Below are 14,430 nucleotides of genomic sequence, written 5' to 3'. Positions count from 1 at the left end.
CTAGAGCCCCAACACTGCCCGCGCGATGAGAAAGTAGACGATCAATCCGGTCGCGTCGACGAACGTGGTGATGAACGGGTTCGAGAACACCGCCGGGTCCACCCGGACGGCCTTGCCGATCAGCGGCATCGCTCCGCCCACGGTCGCGGCCATCGTGCAGATGCTCAGCAGGGTGAGTCCGATGACGGTGCCGATCGACGTGTCGTAGACCAGGGAGGCGACCGCGAACCCGACACCACCGAGAAGCAGGCCCAGACTGACACCGACACGCATCTCGCGTCCGACGACGGCGAGGATGTCCCGCGGCCGGACGTCGTCGAGTGCCAGGGCCCTGGTCACGGTCGTCGCCGCTTGGTTTCCGGTGTTGCCGCCCGTGCCGATCAGCAGCGGCACGAACAGCGACAGCACCACCTTCTGTTCGAGCGTCGCCTCGAAGATCTCGAGCACGTGGACGGTCAGCGTGGCTCCGATCGCCAGTACGAGAAGCCACACCACCCGGGACCGGACGACCGACAGGACCGGTGTCGCGAGGTAGGGCCGCCGCAACGGCTCGTATCCACTCAGGCGCGCCTGGTCCTCGGACTCTGCCTCCTCGAGGATCGCGAGGGCGTCGTCCACCGTCAGGATGCCGACGAGCCGGGCCTCGGCGTCGACGACGGGCAGCGCGAGCACTTTGCGGTCGGCGCAGCGTCGTGCCGCGGATTCTGCATCGTCCGTCGCGAGCGCCGAATACGCCTCGTGCACGAGTTCCTGCACCAGCGCATCCGCGGGTGCCACCATCAGGTCGCGCAGGCTGACGACGCCGACCAGGCTGCGGCCCTCGTCCACGACGGGCAGCGTGTAGACCGTCTCGGCATCGGCGACGCGGGCGCGTACTCGGTCGAGGCACTGGGCTGCCGTCATGTCCGGCCTGCACGAGACGTACTCGGGACTCATGCGTCGTCCGATGGACCCGGCCGGGTAGCCCAGCACCGCTGCGGTGAGGTCACGCTCGGCCGGCGGGAGTCCGAGCATCAACCGGGTGGCGACCGAGGCGGGGAGCTCGTCGAGGAGTCCGACCCGATCGTCGGGATCGAGTTCGGCGAAGACCGACGCGACATCCTCGTCGCGAAGTCCGCGGACGAGGTCGCTCTGCAGCGTGCCGGGCAGGCCCTCGAAGACGGCGAGGGCACGATCTTTCGGCAACAATCGGAACACGAGTGCGCGGTGCTTCAGGCTCAGGCGCTCGAGAAGATCGACGGCCTGGTCCACCGAGACCAGGGACAGCCCGACCGTGACGGCGGACAGATCGTGATCAGCGAGGGCGCGATCGATGCGCGCGGAGACGTCGTCGGGAAGAGACGTGTCCGGGTCAGGCGTGTCGGGGGTACGAGACATCGCGGTCGACCGGGCCTCACGTCACCTGATCAGGCGAACTTGATCTCCAGGCCGATGCCCAGGATGCAGATGAGCCACACGACACCGGTGAAGACGGTGACACGGTCGAGGTTCTTCTCGACGACGCTGGACCCGGACAGAGACGACTGCACGCCACCACCGAACAGGCTCGACAGGCCGCCGCCCTTGCCGCGGTGCAGCAGGACGAAGACGAGCAGGCCGATGCTGGTGACCACCAGCAGGATGTCCAGGAACGTGCGCATGATGGCCAATGTTACAGGCCGCGCGCCGCCGAACGACGAAGGGCACGTCGCGTGTGCGACGTGCCCTTCGATCGGTGATGCGCGGTGGGTCAGGGAAGCGGTCCCCCGGCGGCGATGGCACACAGGGTGGCGAACTCGTCCGCCTTCAGCGACGCTCCGCCCACCAGTGCACCGTCGACGTCGGTCTGGCCGACGATCTCGCCCACGTTCTTCGAGCTGACCGATCCGCCGTACAGCACACGGACCGCCGCCGCGGTGTCGACGTCGGCGAGCGACGCCAGCTCCTGACGGATGGCTCCGCAGACTTCCTGCGCGTCCGCGGCACTGGCCACGCGGCCGGTACCGATGGCCCACACCGGCTCGTAGGCGACGACGATCTTCCCGATCTCCTCGGCACTCAGACCCGCGAGGGACCCGCGGAGCTGCTCGACGTTGAACGCCACGTGCTCGCCGGCCTCCCGCACCTCGAGACCCTCACCGATGCAGACGATCGGCACGAGTCCGTGCTTCAGCGCGGCCTTGGTCTTGGCGAGCACCGTCTCGTCGGTCTCGCCGTGTCCGGCGCGACGCTCCGAGTGCCCGACCACGACGTACGTGCAGCCCAGCTTGGCCAGGAAGGCACCGCTGATGTCGCCGGTGTACGCGCCGGAGTCGTGGGGCGAGAGATCCTGCGCGCCGAACGTGAGCAGGAGCTTGTCGCCCTCGATCAACGTCTGGACACTGCGGATGTCGGTGAACGGCGGGATCACCGCGACGTCGACCTTCTCGAAGTACTTCGCGGGCAACGAGAAGGCGATCTTCTGCACCAGGGCGATGGCCTCGAGGTGGTTCAGATTCATCTTCCAGTTACCGGCGATGAACGGGGTCCTGGCCTTACGGTCGAGCGAAGCTCGTGGAGATGTCATGGTTCAGCCCTCCAGTACCGACAGGCCGGGGAGCTGCTTGCCCTCGAGGTACTCGAGGGAGGCACCGCCACCGGTGGAGATGTGCGAGAAACCGGCGTCCGGGAGACCCAGCGTGCGCACGGCCGCGGCGGAGTCGCCCCCGCCCACGACACTGAACGCGCCTTTCGTGGTCGCCGCGATGATCGCCCGAGCGATACCTTCGGTGCCCTTCGAGAACTTCTCGAACTCGAAGACTCCGGCGGGACCGTTCCAGAAGATGGTCTTGGCGTTGCTCAGCACCGCCTCGAACCGGTCCACCGAGTCGGGCCCCACGTCCAGACCCATCCAGCCGTCGGGGATCTCCGACGCCTTCACCGTCTTCGACTCCGCGTCGGCGGAGAAGCTGTCGGCGACGACGACGTCCGTCGGAAGGTGGATGACGTCACCGAAACGCTCGAGCAGGTCCTTGCACGTCTCGATGCGATCTTCCTGCAGCAGCGACGTGCCCACGGAATACCCTTGCGCCGCAAGGAAGGTGAAAGCCATGCCGCCGCCGATGACCAGCGTGTCGACCTTCGGCGCCAGCGCCTCGATGACACCGATCTTGTCGGACACCTTGGAGCCGCCGAGCACCACGGCGTAGGGACGCTCGGGGGTCTCGGTCAGCTTCGTCAGGACGTCGACCTCGGTCGCGACCAGCGTGCCCGCGTAGTGCGGGAGCAGCGTCGCGACGTCGTAGACCGACGCCTGCTTGCGATGCACGACACCGAAACCGTCGGACACGAACGCGGCGTCGTCGCCGGCCAGCGTGGCCAGTTCCTTCGCCAGCGCCAGCCGCTCGGCGTCGTCCTTGCTGGTCTCGCGCGGATCGAAGCGGATGTTCTCGAGCAGGAGAACGTCTCCGTCGGTCAGACCCTCGGCGCGAGCCTCGGCGTCCTGACCGACGACGTCACCGGCGAGCTGGACGTGGCGTCCCAGCAGTTCGCCGAGCTTCGCCGCGACCGGAGCCAACGAGAACGCGGCGTCCGGCTTGCCCTCCGGCCGGCCGAGGTGCGCGGTCACGATGAGCTTGGCACCCGCCTCGAGCAGCGTCTTCAGCGTCGGGAGCGACGCCTCGATACGGCCGGCGTCCGTGATCTGCCCGTCGTCGAGCGGAACGTTGAAATCGGCACGGACGAGGACGCCGCGTCCGTCGACGCCCTCGTCGATGAGATCCTGCAGTGTCTTGACGGCCATCGGGTCAGAGCGACTTTCCGACGAGTCCGATGAGGTCGACGAGACGGTTGGAGTAGCCCCACTCGTTGTCGTACCAGGAGACGATCTTGACCTGGTCCTCGATGACCTTGGTCAGGCCCGAGTCGAAGATCGACGACGCCGGGTCGGTGACGATGTCGGAGGAGACGATCGGTGCGTCGGTGTACTTCAGGATGCCCTTCAGCGGGCCCTCGGCCGCAGCCTTCATGGCCGCGTTGATCTCCTCGACCGAGGCGGTCTTGCGCACCTGGGCGGTGAGGTCGGTGACCGAACCCGTGGGGATCGGGACGCGCAGCGCGTAGCCGTCGAGCTTGCCGAGCAGCTGCGGGAGCACCAGGCCGATGGCCTTCGCGGCGCCGGTGCCCGTGGGCACGACGTTGAGCGCGGCGGCGCGGGCGCGACGCAGGTCCGAGTGCGGACCGTCCTGCAGGTTCTGATCCTGCGTGTAGGCGTGGATCGTGGTCATGAGGCCCTTGACGATGCCGAACTCGTCGTCGAGCACCTTGGCGATGGGGCCGAGGCAGTTGGTGGTGCACGAGGCGTTCGAGATGATGTTCTGGCTGCCGTCGTACTTGTCGTCGTTGACGCCCATGACGATGGTGATGTCCTCGCCCTTGGCCGGCGCGGAGATGATGACCTTCTTGGCACCGGCGTCGATGTGGCCCTGAGCCTTCGACGCGTCGGTGAAGATGCCGGTGGACTCGACGACGACGTCGACGCCCAGGTCTCCCCACGGCAGGGCGGAGGGACCCTCGCGCAGTGAGAGAGCCTTGATCTTGCGGTCGCCGACGACGATGGTGTCGTCGCCCTCGAGCGAGACGTCGTGCGGGAGGCGGCCGAGGATGGAGTCGTACTTGAGCAGGTGAGCGAGAGTTGCGTTGTCGGTGAGGTCGTTCACCGCAACGATCTCGATGTCGGTGGTGCCGAGCGCCTTCTGCGCATCGACCGCCCGGAAGAAGTTACGTCCGATACGACCGAAGCCGTTCACGCCAACCCGAACCGTCACTGTTCGCTCCTTTGTGTTGAAACTCGTGTTCCTCGTCGATGCACGGGTCGTGCATCGGTTTCCTCCACCGCACGTGATGGTGCGGACGTGTCCGTCACGGGCGACCGAGCCGCTCCGTGACCTGTGATCACCCTAATGGTTCGGGGTGGTGCAGTTCTCGGTCAGGCACCCGCGCTCATGCCTCGTCGAGCAGGTCGGCCGTGACGGCCGACTCCGTGTCCGGGATGCCCGAGTCCTTCGCCTTGCGGTCGGCCATGGACAGCAGTCGGCGGATCCGGCCCGCCACCGCGTCCTTCGTCATGGGCGGATCGGCGAGCTGCCCGAGCTCCTCGAGCGACGCCTGGCGGTGCTGCACGCGCAGGTGACCCGCCGCGGCGAGATGGTCCGGGACGTCCTCGCCGAGAATCGCGAGCGCCCTCTCGACCCGCGCCGCGGCCGCGACGGCCGCCCGCGCGGAGCGTCGCAGGTTGGCGTCGTCGAAGTTCGCGAGACGGTTCGCCGTGGCCCGCACCTCCCGGCGCATCCGGCGCTCCTCCCACGTCAGTCGAGTGTCCTGGGCGCCCATCCTCGTGAGGAGGACACCGATGGCCTCGCCGTCGCGTACGACCACGCGATCGGCGCCGCGCACCTCTCGCGCCTTGGCCGCCACACCGAGCCGGCGGGCGGCGCCGACCAGCGCGAGTGCTGCCTCGGGTCCGGGGCAGCTGACCTCGAGCGCCGACGATCGACCGGGTTCGGTGAGCGAGCCGTGCGCGAGGAACGCACCGCGCCACGCCGCCTCGGAATCGGCGACGGTGCCGCCCACCACCTGGGCGGGAAGTCCGCGCACCGGCCGACCACGCATGTCGAGGAGCCCGGTCTGGCGCGCCAGGGCCTCGCCGTCCTTGGCCACCCGGACGATGTAGCGGGTCGACTTGCGCAGCCCGCCCGCGCCGATGGAGTGCACGTCCGCGTTGTAGCCGAACAGATCGAACACCTCGCGCTTGAGCCGCCGGGCGATGGACAGCTGGTCCACCTCCGCCTCGACGACGACGCGACCGGCCACGATGTGCAGCCCCCCGGCGAAGCGCAGCAACGCGGCGACCTCCGCCTTGCGGCAGCTGACCGCCGTGATGGTGAGGCGGCTCAGTTCGTCCTTGACATCGGCTGTCATGGCCACGACGTCGATCCCTTCCTGCTGTCGGTGCTGCTGTCGAGGTCGGCCCGGTCGGCGCCCTCGAGAACAGCGGCGAACACGGCCGCGAGCTTGCTCGGGTCGTGTGCGTGTGGTGTCGCCCCCGCGACGTCGGCGTGGATCACGTCGGCGCCGAACACCGCGGCGGCCCGCGCGAGGTGATCACGCTCGGACCCCGGCGGCACCGACGTCGAGTCGACCACCACGTGATGCACCCGAAAACCCTGCGCGTGTTGGGACAGTACGTGGAGATGACGCTCCGCCGAGAATCCCGTGGTCTCCCCCGGCTCCGGCCCGAGATTGAGCACCAGCACCTTGCGGGCCTCGGTGGCGCGCAGCGCCGAGGCGAGCTCGGGCACGAGGACGTGCGGCAACACGCTGGAGAACCAGGACCCGGGTCCGAGGACGACCAGATCGGCGGCGCCCACAGCGGTGACGGCCTGCTCGGTGGCCGGCGGATCCGACGGGCGCAGTCGGACGCGCCGCACCTTGCCGGGAGTGGTGGCGACGGCGACCTGCCCACGGATGACGCGGCTCACGCGCGGGTCGGACTCGAGTCCCGACACGTCCGCCTCGATGTCCAGGGCGATGGGCGACATCGGCAGCACCCGGCCGTCGACACCGAGCAACCGCGCGGCCTCGTCGAGTGCGGCCACCGGGTCACCGAGCACCTCGGACAGTCCGGCGAGCAGAAGATTGCCCACCGAGTGCCCGGCGAGCGCGCCGCTGCCGCCGAAGCGGTGCTGCAGGATGTCCGCCCAGAGCCTGCCCTGCGGAGAGTCTGCGGCCAACGCCGCGAGCGCCATGCGCAGATCGCCGGGCGGGATCATGCCGAGCTCCGCGCGTAATCGGCCGGACGACCCGCCGTCGTCGGCCACGGTGACCACCGCCGTCACCCGGGTGGAGAGCGACCGTACGGCGGACAGGGTCGCGTAGAGGCCGTGTCCGCCGCCGAGCGCGACGATGTGCGGAGCGTCGTCGTCGCGTCCGCCGTCCGCGCTCACTCTCGACCCAGGTCGCGGTGCACGACGCGGACGCTGGTGTCGGCATCGGCACGCAGCCGTTCGGCGAGCGCCTCGGTCATGGCGACGCTGCGATGCTTGCCGCCGGTGCAGCCGACGGCGACGGTCATGTATCGCTTGCCCTCGCGCCGGTAGCCGGCGAGCGTCATCGTCAGCAGGCGGTGATACAGCTCGAGGTACTCCTCCGCGTCCGGCTGCCCCAGCACGTAGTCCCGCACGCCGGCGTCCTTGCCGGTGAGCGGGCGCAGCTCGGGGATCCAGTGCGGGTTCGGGAGGAAACGCATGTCACACAGCACGTCCGCGTCGAGCGGTACCCCGTACTTGAAGCCGAAGGACTCGACGGTGACGGCCACGGTGCCCACCACGTCGTCGCCGAACGCCGCGGCGACACGATCGCGCAGACCGTGCACGGAGAGCGAGCTCGTGTCGATGACGATGTCCGCGGCCTCCTTGACGGTGGCCAACCGGGCCCGCTCGTCCGAGATGCCTTCCGTGAGCGTGCCGTCCACACCGTAGTTCTGCAGCGGGTGGCTGCGGCGCACCGATTCGAATCGCCGGATCAGCACGTCGTCGGACGCGTCCAGGAACAGCACGCGCGGGCGCACCCCGTCCGCTGCCAGGTCGGCGAGCAGGGTGCCGACGTCGCCGTTGAACAATCGGCTGCGCACGTCGACCACCAGGGCGAGCCGCTCGATGCCGGGGTCCGAGGTGCGACCGATCTCGATCATGCGAGTGATCAGCTCGGGCGGCATGTTGTCGGCGACGTACCAGCCCAGGTCCTCGAGGACCTTGGCCGCCGTGCCGAGCCCGGCACCGGACAGCCCTGTGACCAGAGCGACGTCGATGTCGGAGTGCGGTCGAACGGGGTCACCCACCTGCTCTCGCTGCACGTTCACTCGTCCCGGTGTCCTGTTCCTCGATGCGCGGCCACCGACAGCGGCTCACCGGACGGTGCCGGCAGCTCGTCACGGTCGCTGCCGTCGGTGCGTTCATCATGTCGTACCGGGGCGCTGTCCGCTTCGTTGTCGGGGACCGCGGTCGGTTCCGACGTGGCCGCGGCAGCCGACGCGTCCTGGTCCTGTGGAACTCCCAGTGCCTCGAGGACGGCGCGTGCCGTCGTCTCGCCGATACCCGGCACCTTTACGATCTCGGACACCTCGGCCTGCTTGAGCTTGGCCACCGAGCCGAAGTGCGTCACCAACGCCGTGCGACGCGCCTCACCGAGCCCGCGCACCGAGTCCAGCGCGGACGCCGTCATGCGCTTGGACCGCTTGCTGCGGTGGAACGTGATGGCGAAGCGGTGCGCCTCGTCGCGAACCCGCTGGAGGAGGTACAGCGACTCGCTGGTGCGCGGCAGGATCACGGGGTCGCTCTCCCCCGGCACCCACACCTCCTCGAGCCGTTTCGCGAGGCCCACCACCGCGACGTCGGTGACGCCCAGCTCGTCGAGCACCTCGGCCGCCGCGGCCACCTGCGGTGCGCCGCCGTCGACGACGAAGAGGTTCGGCGGATAGGCGAAGCGGCGGGGCCGACCCGTCTGCGGGTCGAGGGAGGCCTCGGGAGCCAGATCGCCGCCGGAGTCCTTGCCGTGACGCAGGAACCGTCGCCGTGTGACCTCGGCGATGCTCGCGACGTCGTCCGAGTGACCGTCTCCCGCAGCCTCCTTGATGGAGTAGTGGCGGTAGTCGCTCTTGCGCGGCAACCCGTCCTCGAACACCACCAGCGACGCGACCACGTCGGTGCCCTGGACGTGCGAGATGTCGATGCACTCGATACGCAACGGTGCACTGTCGAGGTCGAGCGCTTCCTGGATGCCCTGCAACGCTGCGGAGCGCGACGTGAAGTCGCCCGCACGCTTCATCTTGTGCTGCTGGAGCGCTTCGACGGCGTTGCGATACACCGTCTTGGCGAGCTCCTTCTTGTCGCCGCGACGAGGCACCCGCAGCTGCACCGCGGACCCGCGCAGCGAACTGAGCCACGCCTGCACCTCGTCGGCGTTCGGCGGCAACACCGGAACGAGCACCTCGCGGGGTACGGCGTTGGCAGCGGCGTCCTCGGTGGACGACGAGAGCGAGGCCTGCTCACCGTAGAACTGGGTGAGGAACTGCTCGACGAGCGCCGGCAGATCGGACGCCGCCTCCGCGTCCACCGGAGCGTCCTGCGCCTCGGCACGGTCGTCGGCCCCGGCGGACGTCGCCTCGGCCGCGACCGCGGCGTCGATCACCTCGCCTGCCTTCTCCACGACCCACCCGCGCTGGCCGCGCACGCGACCGCCGCGGACGTGGAACACCTGGACCGCCGCTTCGAGGTCGTCGCTCGCGAAGGCGACGAGGTCCGCGTCGGTGCCGTCGCCGAGCACCACGGCCTGCTTCTCGAGCGCGCGCCGCAGAGCCCCCACATCGTCGCGCAGCCGGGCCGCCGTCTCGAAGTCCAGGTCCTCCGACGCCTTCTGCATCCGGTTCTCGAGCTCGCGGACGAGCTTGTCGGTCTTGCCGGACAGGAAGTCGCAGAAGTTCTCGACGGTCGCACGGTGTTCGGCCGCCGACACGCGTCCGACACACGGCGCCGAGCACTTGTCGATGTACCCGAGCAGACAGGGCCGACCGATCTGGTTGTGCCGCTTGAACACTCCAGCGGAGCACGTCCGCGCCGGGAACACCCGCAACAGCAGGTCCAACGTCTCTCGAATCGCCCACGCGTGCGCGTACGGGCCGAAGTAGCGCACACCCTTGCGCCGGGGCCCGCGGTAGACGAACAACCGCGGGTACTCCTCGTTGAGCGTGACCGCGAGCATCGGGTAGCTCTTGTCGTCCCGGTACCGGACGTTGAATCGAGGATCGAACTCCTTGATCCAGTTGTACTCGAGCTGGAGCGCCTCCACCTCGGTGGTGACGACGGTCCATTCGACGCTGGCAGCCGTGGTGACCATCTGACGCGTGCGAGGATGCAGGCCGGCGATGTCGGCGAAGTAGGAATTGAGACGGCTGCGCAGGCTCTTCGCCTTGCCGACGTAGATGACGCGGCCGTGCGGATCACGAAATTTGTAGACCCCTGGCTCGACCGGAATGGTTCCGGTGGCCGGGCGGTACGTAGCGGGGTCGGACACAGCTCCACGGTAGTCGTCGTGACCGACAGTCGAAATCCGCCGTTCGGGCTGCGAACCACGCGAGGACGCGGTGTCATGGATCGGTGACTTCCCGCCGATCACTGACTCGTCCTCTCGCCCTCGCGGCCGTCGTCGCCCTCACCGCCGTGTCCTGCTCCTCGGGCAGCGGTGGCGACGCTTCCGGCTCGACCCCCTCGTGCGTCGCGGGCGGAGGCGGCACCCCCGTCACCGCGGACGCGGGCACGGGACCGGACGGAGCGCCGGAGGTCGCCACCGGCTACCGCACCGGAATGACCGCGGTGCGCACCGCCACGTACGCGGTGTCGACCGCCAACCCGGTGTCGACGGAGGCGGCGTGCGAGGTGCTGCGCGACGGCGGGACCGCGGCCGACGCGCTGGTCGCGGCGCAGACGGTGCTCGGACTGGTCGAGCCGCAGAGCTCCGGTATCGGCGGCGGCGCCTTCCTCCTCTACTACGACGCCGAGTCGAGGACTCTGCGTGCCTACGACGGCCGTGAGACGGCCCCCGCCTCTGCCACTGCGAATTACCTGCGCTTCGTGGACGACACGGCTGCCCCCGGTGCGCCCGCCGATCTGTCCGTGCCGAAGCCCGATGCCCGATCGAGCGGCCGCGCGATCGGCGTTCCCGGCGTCGTGCGCATGCTGGACGACGTCCACCGCGATCACGGGAGCAAGGAGTGGCGGTCACTGTTCGATCCGGCCATCGGGCTGTCCGACGACGGCTTCGAGATCAGTCCGCGGATGGCGTCGTCCATCGCGGACTCGGCGCCGAAACTCGCTTTGGACCCCGCCTCGCGTGACTACTTCCTCGAGCCGGACGGCAGCCCGAAGGCGGCGGGGACGACGCTGACGAACCCCGCGATGGCCAAGACGCTCGGCGCGATCGCCACCGAGGGTGCCGACGCGTTCTACACCGGCGCGCTGGCGCAGTCCATCGTCGACGCGACGGCGGACACGACGGGCGGGCGCACCCCCGGCCGGCTGACACTCGACGACCTCGCCGGATACGAGGCGAAGGAGCGGGACGCGGTGTGCGTGCCGTACCGCGACACGGACGTGTGCGGCATGCCGGGCCCGTCGTCGGGCGGTATCGCGGTCGCGTCCACGATGGGCATCCTGTCCCACTTCGACATGGCGCAGTACGCACCCGCCTCCCCCGATGCCGACGGTGGAGTCCCCGACGCGGAGGGCGTCCATCTCATCGCCGAGGCGGAGCGCCTCGCGTACGCCGACCGCGACAAGTACGTCGCCGATCCCGACTACATCCCCCTGCCCGGTGGCAGCCCCGCCGAGCTACTCGATCCGGACTACCTCGAGCAGCGCGCCCGCATGATCGATCCCGCCCGCAGCATGGGCACGGCTCAGCCGGGCGACTTCGGTCCGATACCCCTGAGCAGCTACGCCGGACCGGAGGCAGGGACCAGTCACCTCAGCATCGTGGACAGCGCGGGGAACGTCGCGTCGATGACCACCACGGTGGAGTCGGCGTTCGGCTCCTTCCACATGACGGGGGGCTTCCTCCTCAACAACCAGCTGACCGACTTCTCGGCCGCACCCGAGGGTCCCGACGGGGTACCCGTGGCCAACCGCGTGGAGCCCGGCAAGCGTCCCCGCAGTTCCATGGCGCCGACGATCGTGTTCGACCGCGGGGACGACGGTGCGCGGGGTGACGTGCGGCTGGTGACCGGATCACCCGGCGGTTCGGTCATCATCCAGTTCGTCGTGAAGAACCTCGTCGGCATGCTCGACTGGGGTCTCGATCCGCAGCAGGCCGTGTCCGCCGTCAACGTGGGTGCGGCCAACGCGCCGACGACGAACGTGGGCGGCGAGCACCCGAACATCGACGCGCAGAACGACGGTGCCGCGGATCCGCTGGTGTCGGCTCTGCGGGCGATGGGCCACCAGGTGTCGGTGGCCGATCAGTCCAGCGGCTCGAGCGCCCTGGTCCGAACGGCCGACGGCTGGATCGGCGGTGCCGATCCCCGACGCGAGGGTGTCGTCATGGGAGACGAGATCGAGTGACCTCGGTCAGCTCGCTGCGGCGTACTTCTGCTCGAGAGAGCGGAACGTACGCGCGGCGTGCACCGCGTACTCGCGATCGTTGGACTGGATCGCCATGACCGGCACGTACTCGTCGTCCGGCAGTTCCACGCGAGCCCAGCTCGATCCGGGCGAGAAGGACAAGCCGCGCACGAGGTCCCACGGAATCAGTTTCTCGGTGACGAGGTTGCGCACCAGCACGCCCTGCGCACCGACCTTGATCCGCGGACGGGTCAGCAACAGCACGCCCGCCGCCATGCCACACCCGATGGCGATCATGGCGAACTGGTCCACGCGCTGGAAGAACACGCCGGTGTTGCCGGTCCGCAGCAGAATCCCCAGGGTGGTGTGCACGATGACGAGGAGAGCGGCGACACCGACGGCGTACTTCGCGCTCTTGCGCGGCCGCGCCTCGAGTTCCCACTGCTGACTCGCTGTGTCGGTCACGACGGACTCCCGTGACGCAGGCCCTTCAGCGTCAGCGCCGTGTCGACGGCCGCCGCGACGGCCTGCGCACCCTTGTCCTCCTTGGACCCGGGAAGACCTGCGCGATCGAGTGCCTGCTGCTCGTCGTTCACGGTGAGTACTCCGTTGGTGACCGGGGTGGACTCGTCCAGCGACACTCGGGTCAGCCCGGCGGTCACGGCGTCGCACACGTACTCGAAGTGCGGTGTCCCGCCCCGGATCACGACGCCCAGAGCGACCACCGCGTCGTGGGTGCGGGCGAGCTGCTGTGCGACCACGGGGATCTCGATGGCTCCGGCGACACGCACGAGAGTCACGTTCCGCAGTCCCACCTCGTCGGCCTTGCGGAGTGCGCCGTCCACGAGTGCCGTGCTGACCTTCTCGTGCCACTGGCCCGCGACGATCGCGACCTCGAGGTCCTCGGCGCCCGAGAGCTGCAGGACCGGTTCGCCCTCGCCGCTCATCAGAGGCCGCCCGCATCGGGGGTGACCACTGGCGTCTCGAAATCGTCCAGCCCGACCAGGTCGTGGCCCATCCGGTCACGCTTGGTACGCAGGTAGGTGAGGTTCTCGGCGTTGGCACGCAGCGGCATCGGCACCCGCTCGGTGATGTGCAGGCCGTAGCCGTCGAGGCCGACCCGCTTCGCCGGGTTGTTGGTCAGCAGACGCATAGACGAGATGCCCAGGTCGACGAGGATCTGCGCTCCGATGCCGTAGTCCCGCGCGTCGGCGGGCAGGCCGAGCGCGAGGTTGGCGTCGACGGTGTCGGTGCCGGCGTCCTGCAGCTGGTAAGCCTGCAACTTGTGCAGTAGGCCGATGCCACGGCCCTCGTGACCGCGCATGTAGAGCACGACTCCGCGACCCTCCTGCGCCACCATGTCGAGCGCCGCGTCCAGCTGCGGACCGCAGTCGCAGCGCAGCGAGCCGAACACGTCCCCGGTCAGACACTCGGAGTGGACGCGGACCAGTACGTCGCTGCCGTCGCCGTCGGGCCCGGCGATGTCGCCGCGCACCAGCGCCACGTGTTCGACGTCCTCGTAGACGCTCTGGTAGCCCACCGCACGGAACTCGCCGTGCGCCGTCGGGATGCGCGCCTCGGCGATGCGCACCACGTGCTTCTCGTGCTTGCGTCGCCACGCGATCAGGTCGGCGATGGAGATGAGCGCGAGGTCGTGGTCGTCGGCGAAGACACGGAGCTCGTCCGTGCGGGCCATCTCGCCCTCGTCCTTCTGCGACACGATCTCGCAGATGACGCCGGCCGGGCGCAGATCCGCCATCCGGGCGAGGTCGACCGCGGCCTCGGTGTGGCCGGGGCGGCGCAGCACGCCGCCTTCCTTCGCCCGCAACGGGACGACGTGACCGGGACGGGTGAAGTCGTTCGCACCGGTGTCGGGGTCCGCGAGCAGACGCATGGTCGCCGCGCGATCCGATGCCGAGATGCCCGTACCGATACCGACGCGAGCGTCGACGGTCACGGTGTACGCGGTGCCGTGCTTGTCCTGGTTCGTGGAGTACATGGGAGGCAGTCCGAGGCGATCGCAGTCCTCGCCCGACAGCGGAACGCAGAGGTATCCCGAGGTGTACCGCACCATGAAGGCCACCAGCTCGGGTGTGGCCTTCTCTGCGGCGAAGATGAGATCGCCCTCGTTCTCGCGGTCCTCGTCGTCGACGACGACGACGGCCTTGCCGGCGGCGATGTCGGCGACAGCGCGCTCGATGGTGTCGAACCTGGTCACGCCGTGCGCTCCCCACGTCTGCTGCCCGCAGTGTCGGGCAGATCCTGTGTTCTCAAGACTACGACCCCCGCTGCGGGGGCCGAT

Annotated in this window: 13 protein-coding genes; 1 reads left to right on the top strand and 12 read right to left on the bottom strand. The window is 69.3% G+C overall.

The annotated features are described in order from the left end of the window. The 9 genes from mgtE to uvrC all read right to left on the bottom strand — a co-directional run bounded on the left by mgtE (window position 1) and on the right by uvrC (window position 10,086). A complete protein-coding gene (mgtE, locus tag QE397_RS09005; protein WP_307092928.1) occupies window positions 1-1,377 on the bottom strand; it encodes a magnesium transporter in 1,377 nt (458 codons plus the stop codon). Between the two features lie 29 nt (window positions 1,378-1,406). Further along, on the bottom strand, window positions 1,407-1,640 hold the full coding sequence (gene secG / locus QE397_RS09000) for a preprotein translocase subunit SecG (RefSeq protein WP_027505281.1): 234 nt from the start codon (window positions 1,638-1,640) through the stop codon (window positions 1,407-1,409). 89 nt (window positions 1,641-1,729) lie between these two features. Next, window positions 1,730-2,545: a triose-phosphate isomerase gene (tpiA, locus tag QE397_RS08995; protein ID WP_307092926.1), complete on the bottom strand. Its 816-nt coding sequence runs from the start codon at window positions 2,543-2,545 to the stop codon at window positions 1,730-1,732. Between the two features lie 3 nt (window positions 2,546-2,548). After that, entirely contained in the window at window positions 2,549-3,760 is a 1,212-nt protein-coding gene (pgk, locus tag QE397_RS08990; protein WP_222637594.1) for a phosphoglycerate kinase, read from the bottom strand. A gap of 4 nt (window positions 3,761-3,764) precedes the next feature. Continuing rightward, the gene (gene gap / locus QE397_RS08985) at window positions 3,765-4,784 is read right to left on the bottom strand and encodes a type I glyceraldehyde-3-phosphate dehydrogenase (RefSeq protein ID WP_027505278.1); all 1,020 of its coding nucleotides are present in this window, start codon (window positions 4,782-4,784) and stop codon (window positions 3,765-3,767) included. Between the two features lie 175 nt (window positions 4,785-4,959). Next, window positions 4,960-5,937, bottom strand: coding sequence for a DNA-binding protein WhiA (gene whiA, locus QE397_RS08980; RefSeq protein ID WP_197027771.1), 978 nt, complete (start codon window positions 5,935-5,937; stop codon window positions 4,960-4,962). After that, window positions 5,934-6,962, bottom strand: coding sequence for a uridine diphosphate-N-acetylglucosamine-binding protein YvcK (yvcK, locus tag QE397_RS08975; RefSeq protein WP_307092922.1), 1,029 nt, complete (start codon window positions 6,960-6,962; stop codon window positions 5,934-5,936). The genes whiA and yvcK overlap by 4 nt, the downstream gene beginning before the upstream one ends. Beyond that, window positions 6,959-7,876, bottom strand: coding sequence for an RNase adapter RapZ (gene rapZ, locus QE397_RS08970; protein ID WP_051613222.1), 918 nt, complete (start codon window positions 7,874-7,876; stop codon window positions 6,959-6,961). The genes yvcK and rapZ overlap by 4 nt, the downstream gene beginning before the upstream one ends. Then, window positions 7,873-10,086 (bottom strand): excinuclease ABC subunit UvrC, encoded by a 2,214-nt coding sequence (gene uvrC, locus QE397_RS08965; RefSeq protein ID WP_307092920.1) that lies wholly within the window; start codon window positions 10,084-10,086, stop codon window positions 7,873-7,875. Before uvrC ends, rapZ begins: the two co-directional genes overlap by 4 nt. 83 nt (window positions 10,087-10,169) lie before the next feature. Here uvrC and QE397_RS08960 point away from each other — a divergent pair, with 83 nt between their 5' ends. Next, the gene (locus tag QE397_RS08960) at window positions 10,170-12,128 is read left to right on the top strand and encodes a gamma-glutamyltransferase family protein (RefSeq protein WP_307092919.1); all 1,959 of its coding nucleotides are present in this window, start codon (window positions 10,170-10,172) and stop codon (window positions 12,126-12,128) included. A 6-nt stretch (window positions 12,129-12,134) separates the two neighbouring features. Here QE397_RS08960 and QE397_RS08955 read toward each other — a convergent pair whose 3' ends face one another. Genes QE397_RS08955 through QE397_RS08945 form a run of 3 tightly spaced genes read right to left on the bottom strand, consistent with a single transcriptional unit; the run spans window position 12,135 to window position 14,346 of the window. After that, the gene (locus tag QE397_RS08955) at window positions 12,135-12,593 is read right to left on the bottom strand and encodes a PH domain-containing protein (protein ID WP_027505273.1); all 459 of its coding nucleotides are present in this window, start codon (window positions 12,591-12,593) and stop codon (window positions 12,135-12,137) included. Next, window positions 12,590-13,075, bottom strand: a complete 486-nt coding sequence (ribH, locus tag QE397_RS08950) for a 6,7-dimethyl-8-ribityllumazine synthase (protein WP_027505272.1) — start codon at window positions 13,073-13,075, stop codon at window positions 12,590-12,592. Before ribH ends, QE397_RS08955 begins: the two co-directional genes overlap by 4 nt. After that, complete coding sequence (locus QE397_RS08945) at window positions 13,075-14,346, bottom strand: bifunctional 3,4-dihydroxy-2-butanone-4-phosphate synthase/GTP cyclohydrolase II (protein WP_051613220.1); 1,272 nt, start codon at window positions 14,344-14,346, stop codon at window positions 13,075-13,077. Before QE397_RS08945 ends, ribH begins: the two co-directional genes overlap by 1 nt. Window positions 14,347-14,430 lie beyond the last annotated feature (84 nt).

This window comes from Rhodococcus sp. SORGH_AS_0301 (genome assembly GCF_030818285.1).
Lineage (GTDB): Bacteria > Actinomycetota > Actinomycetes > Mycobacteriales > Mycobacteriaceae > Rhodococcoides.
This window is presented reverse-complemented; position numbering and strand designations above follow the sequence as displayed.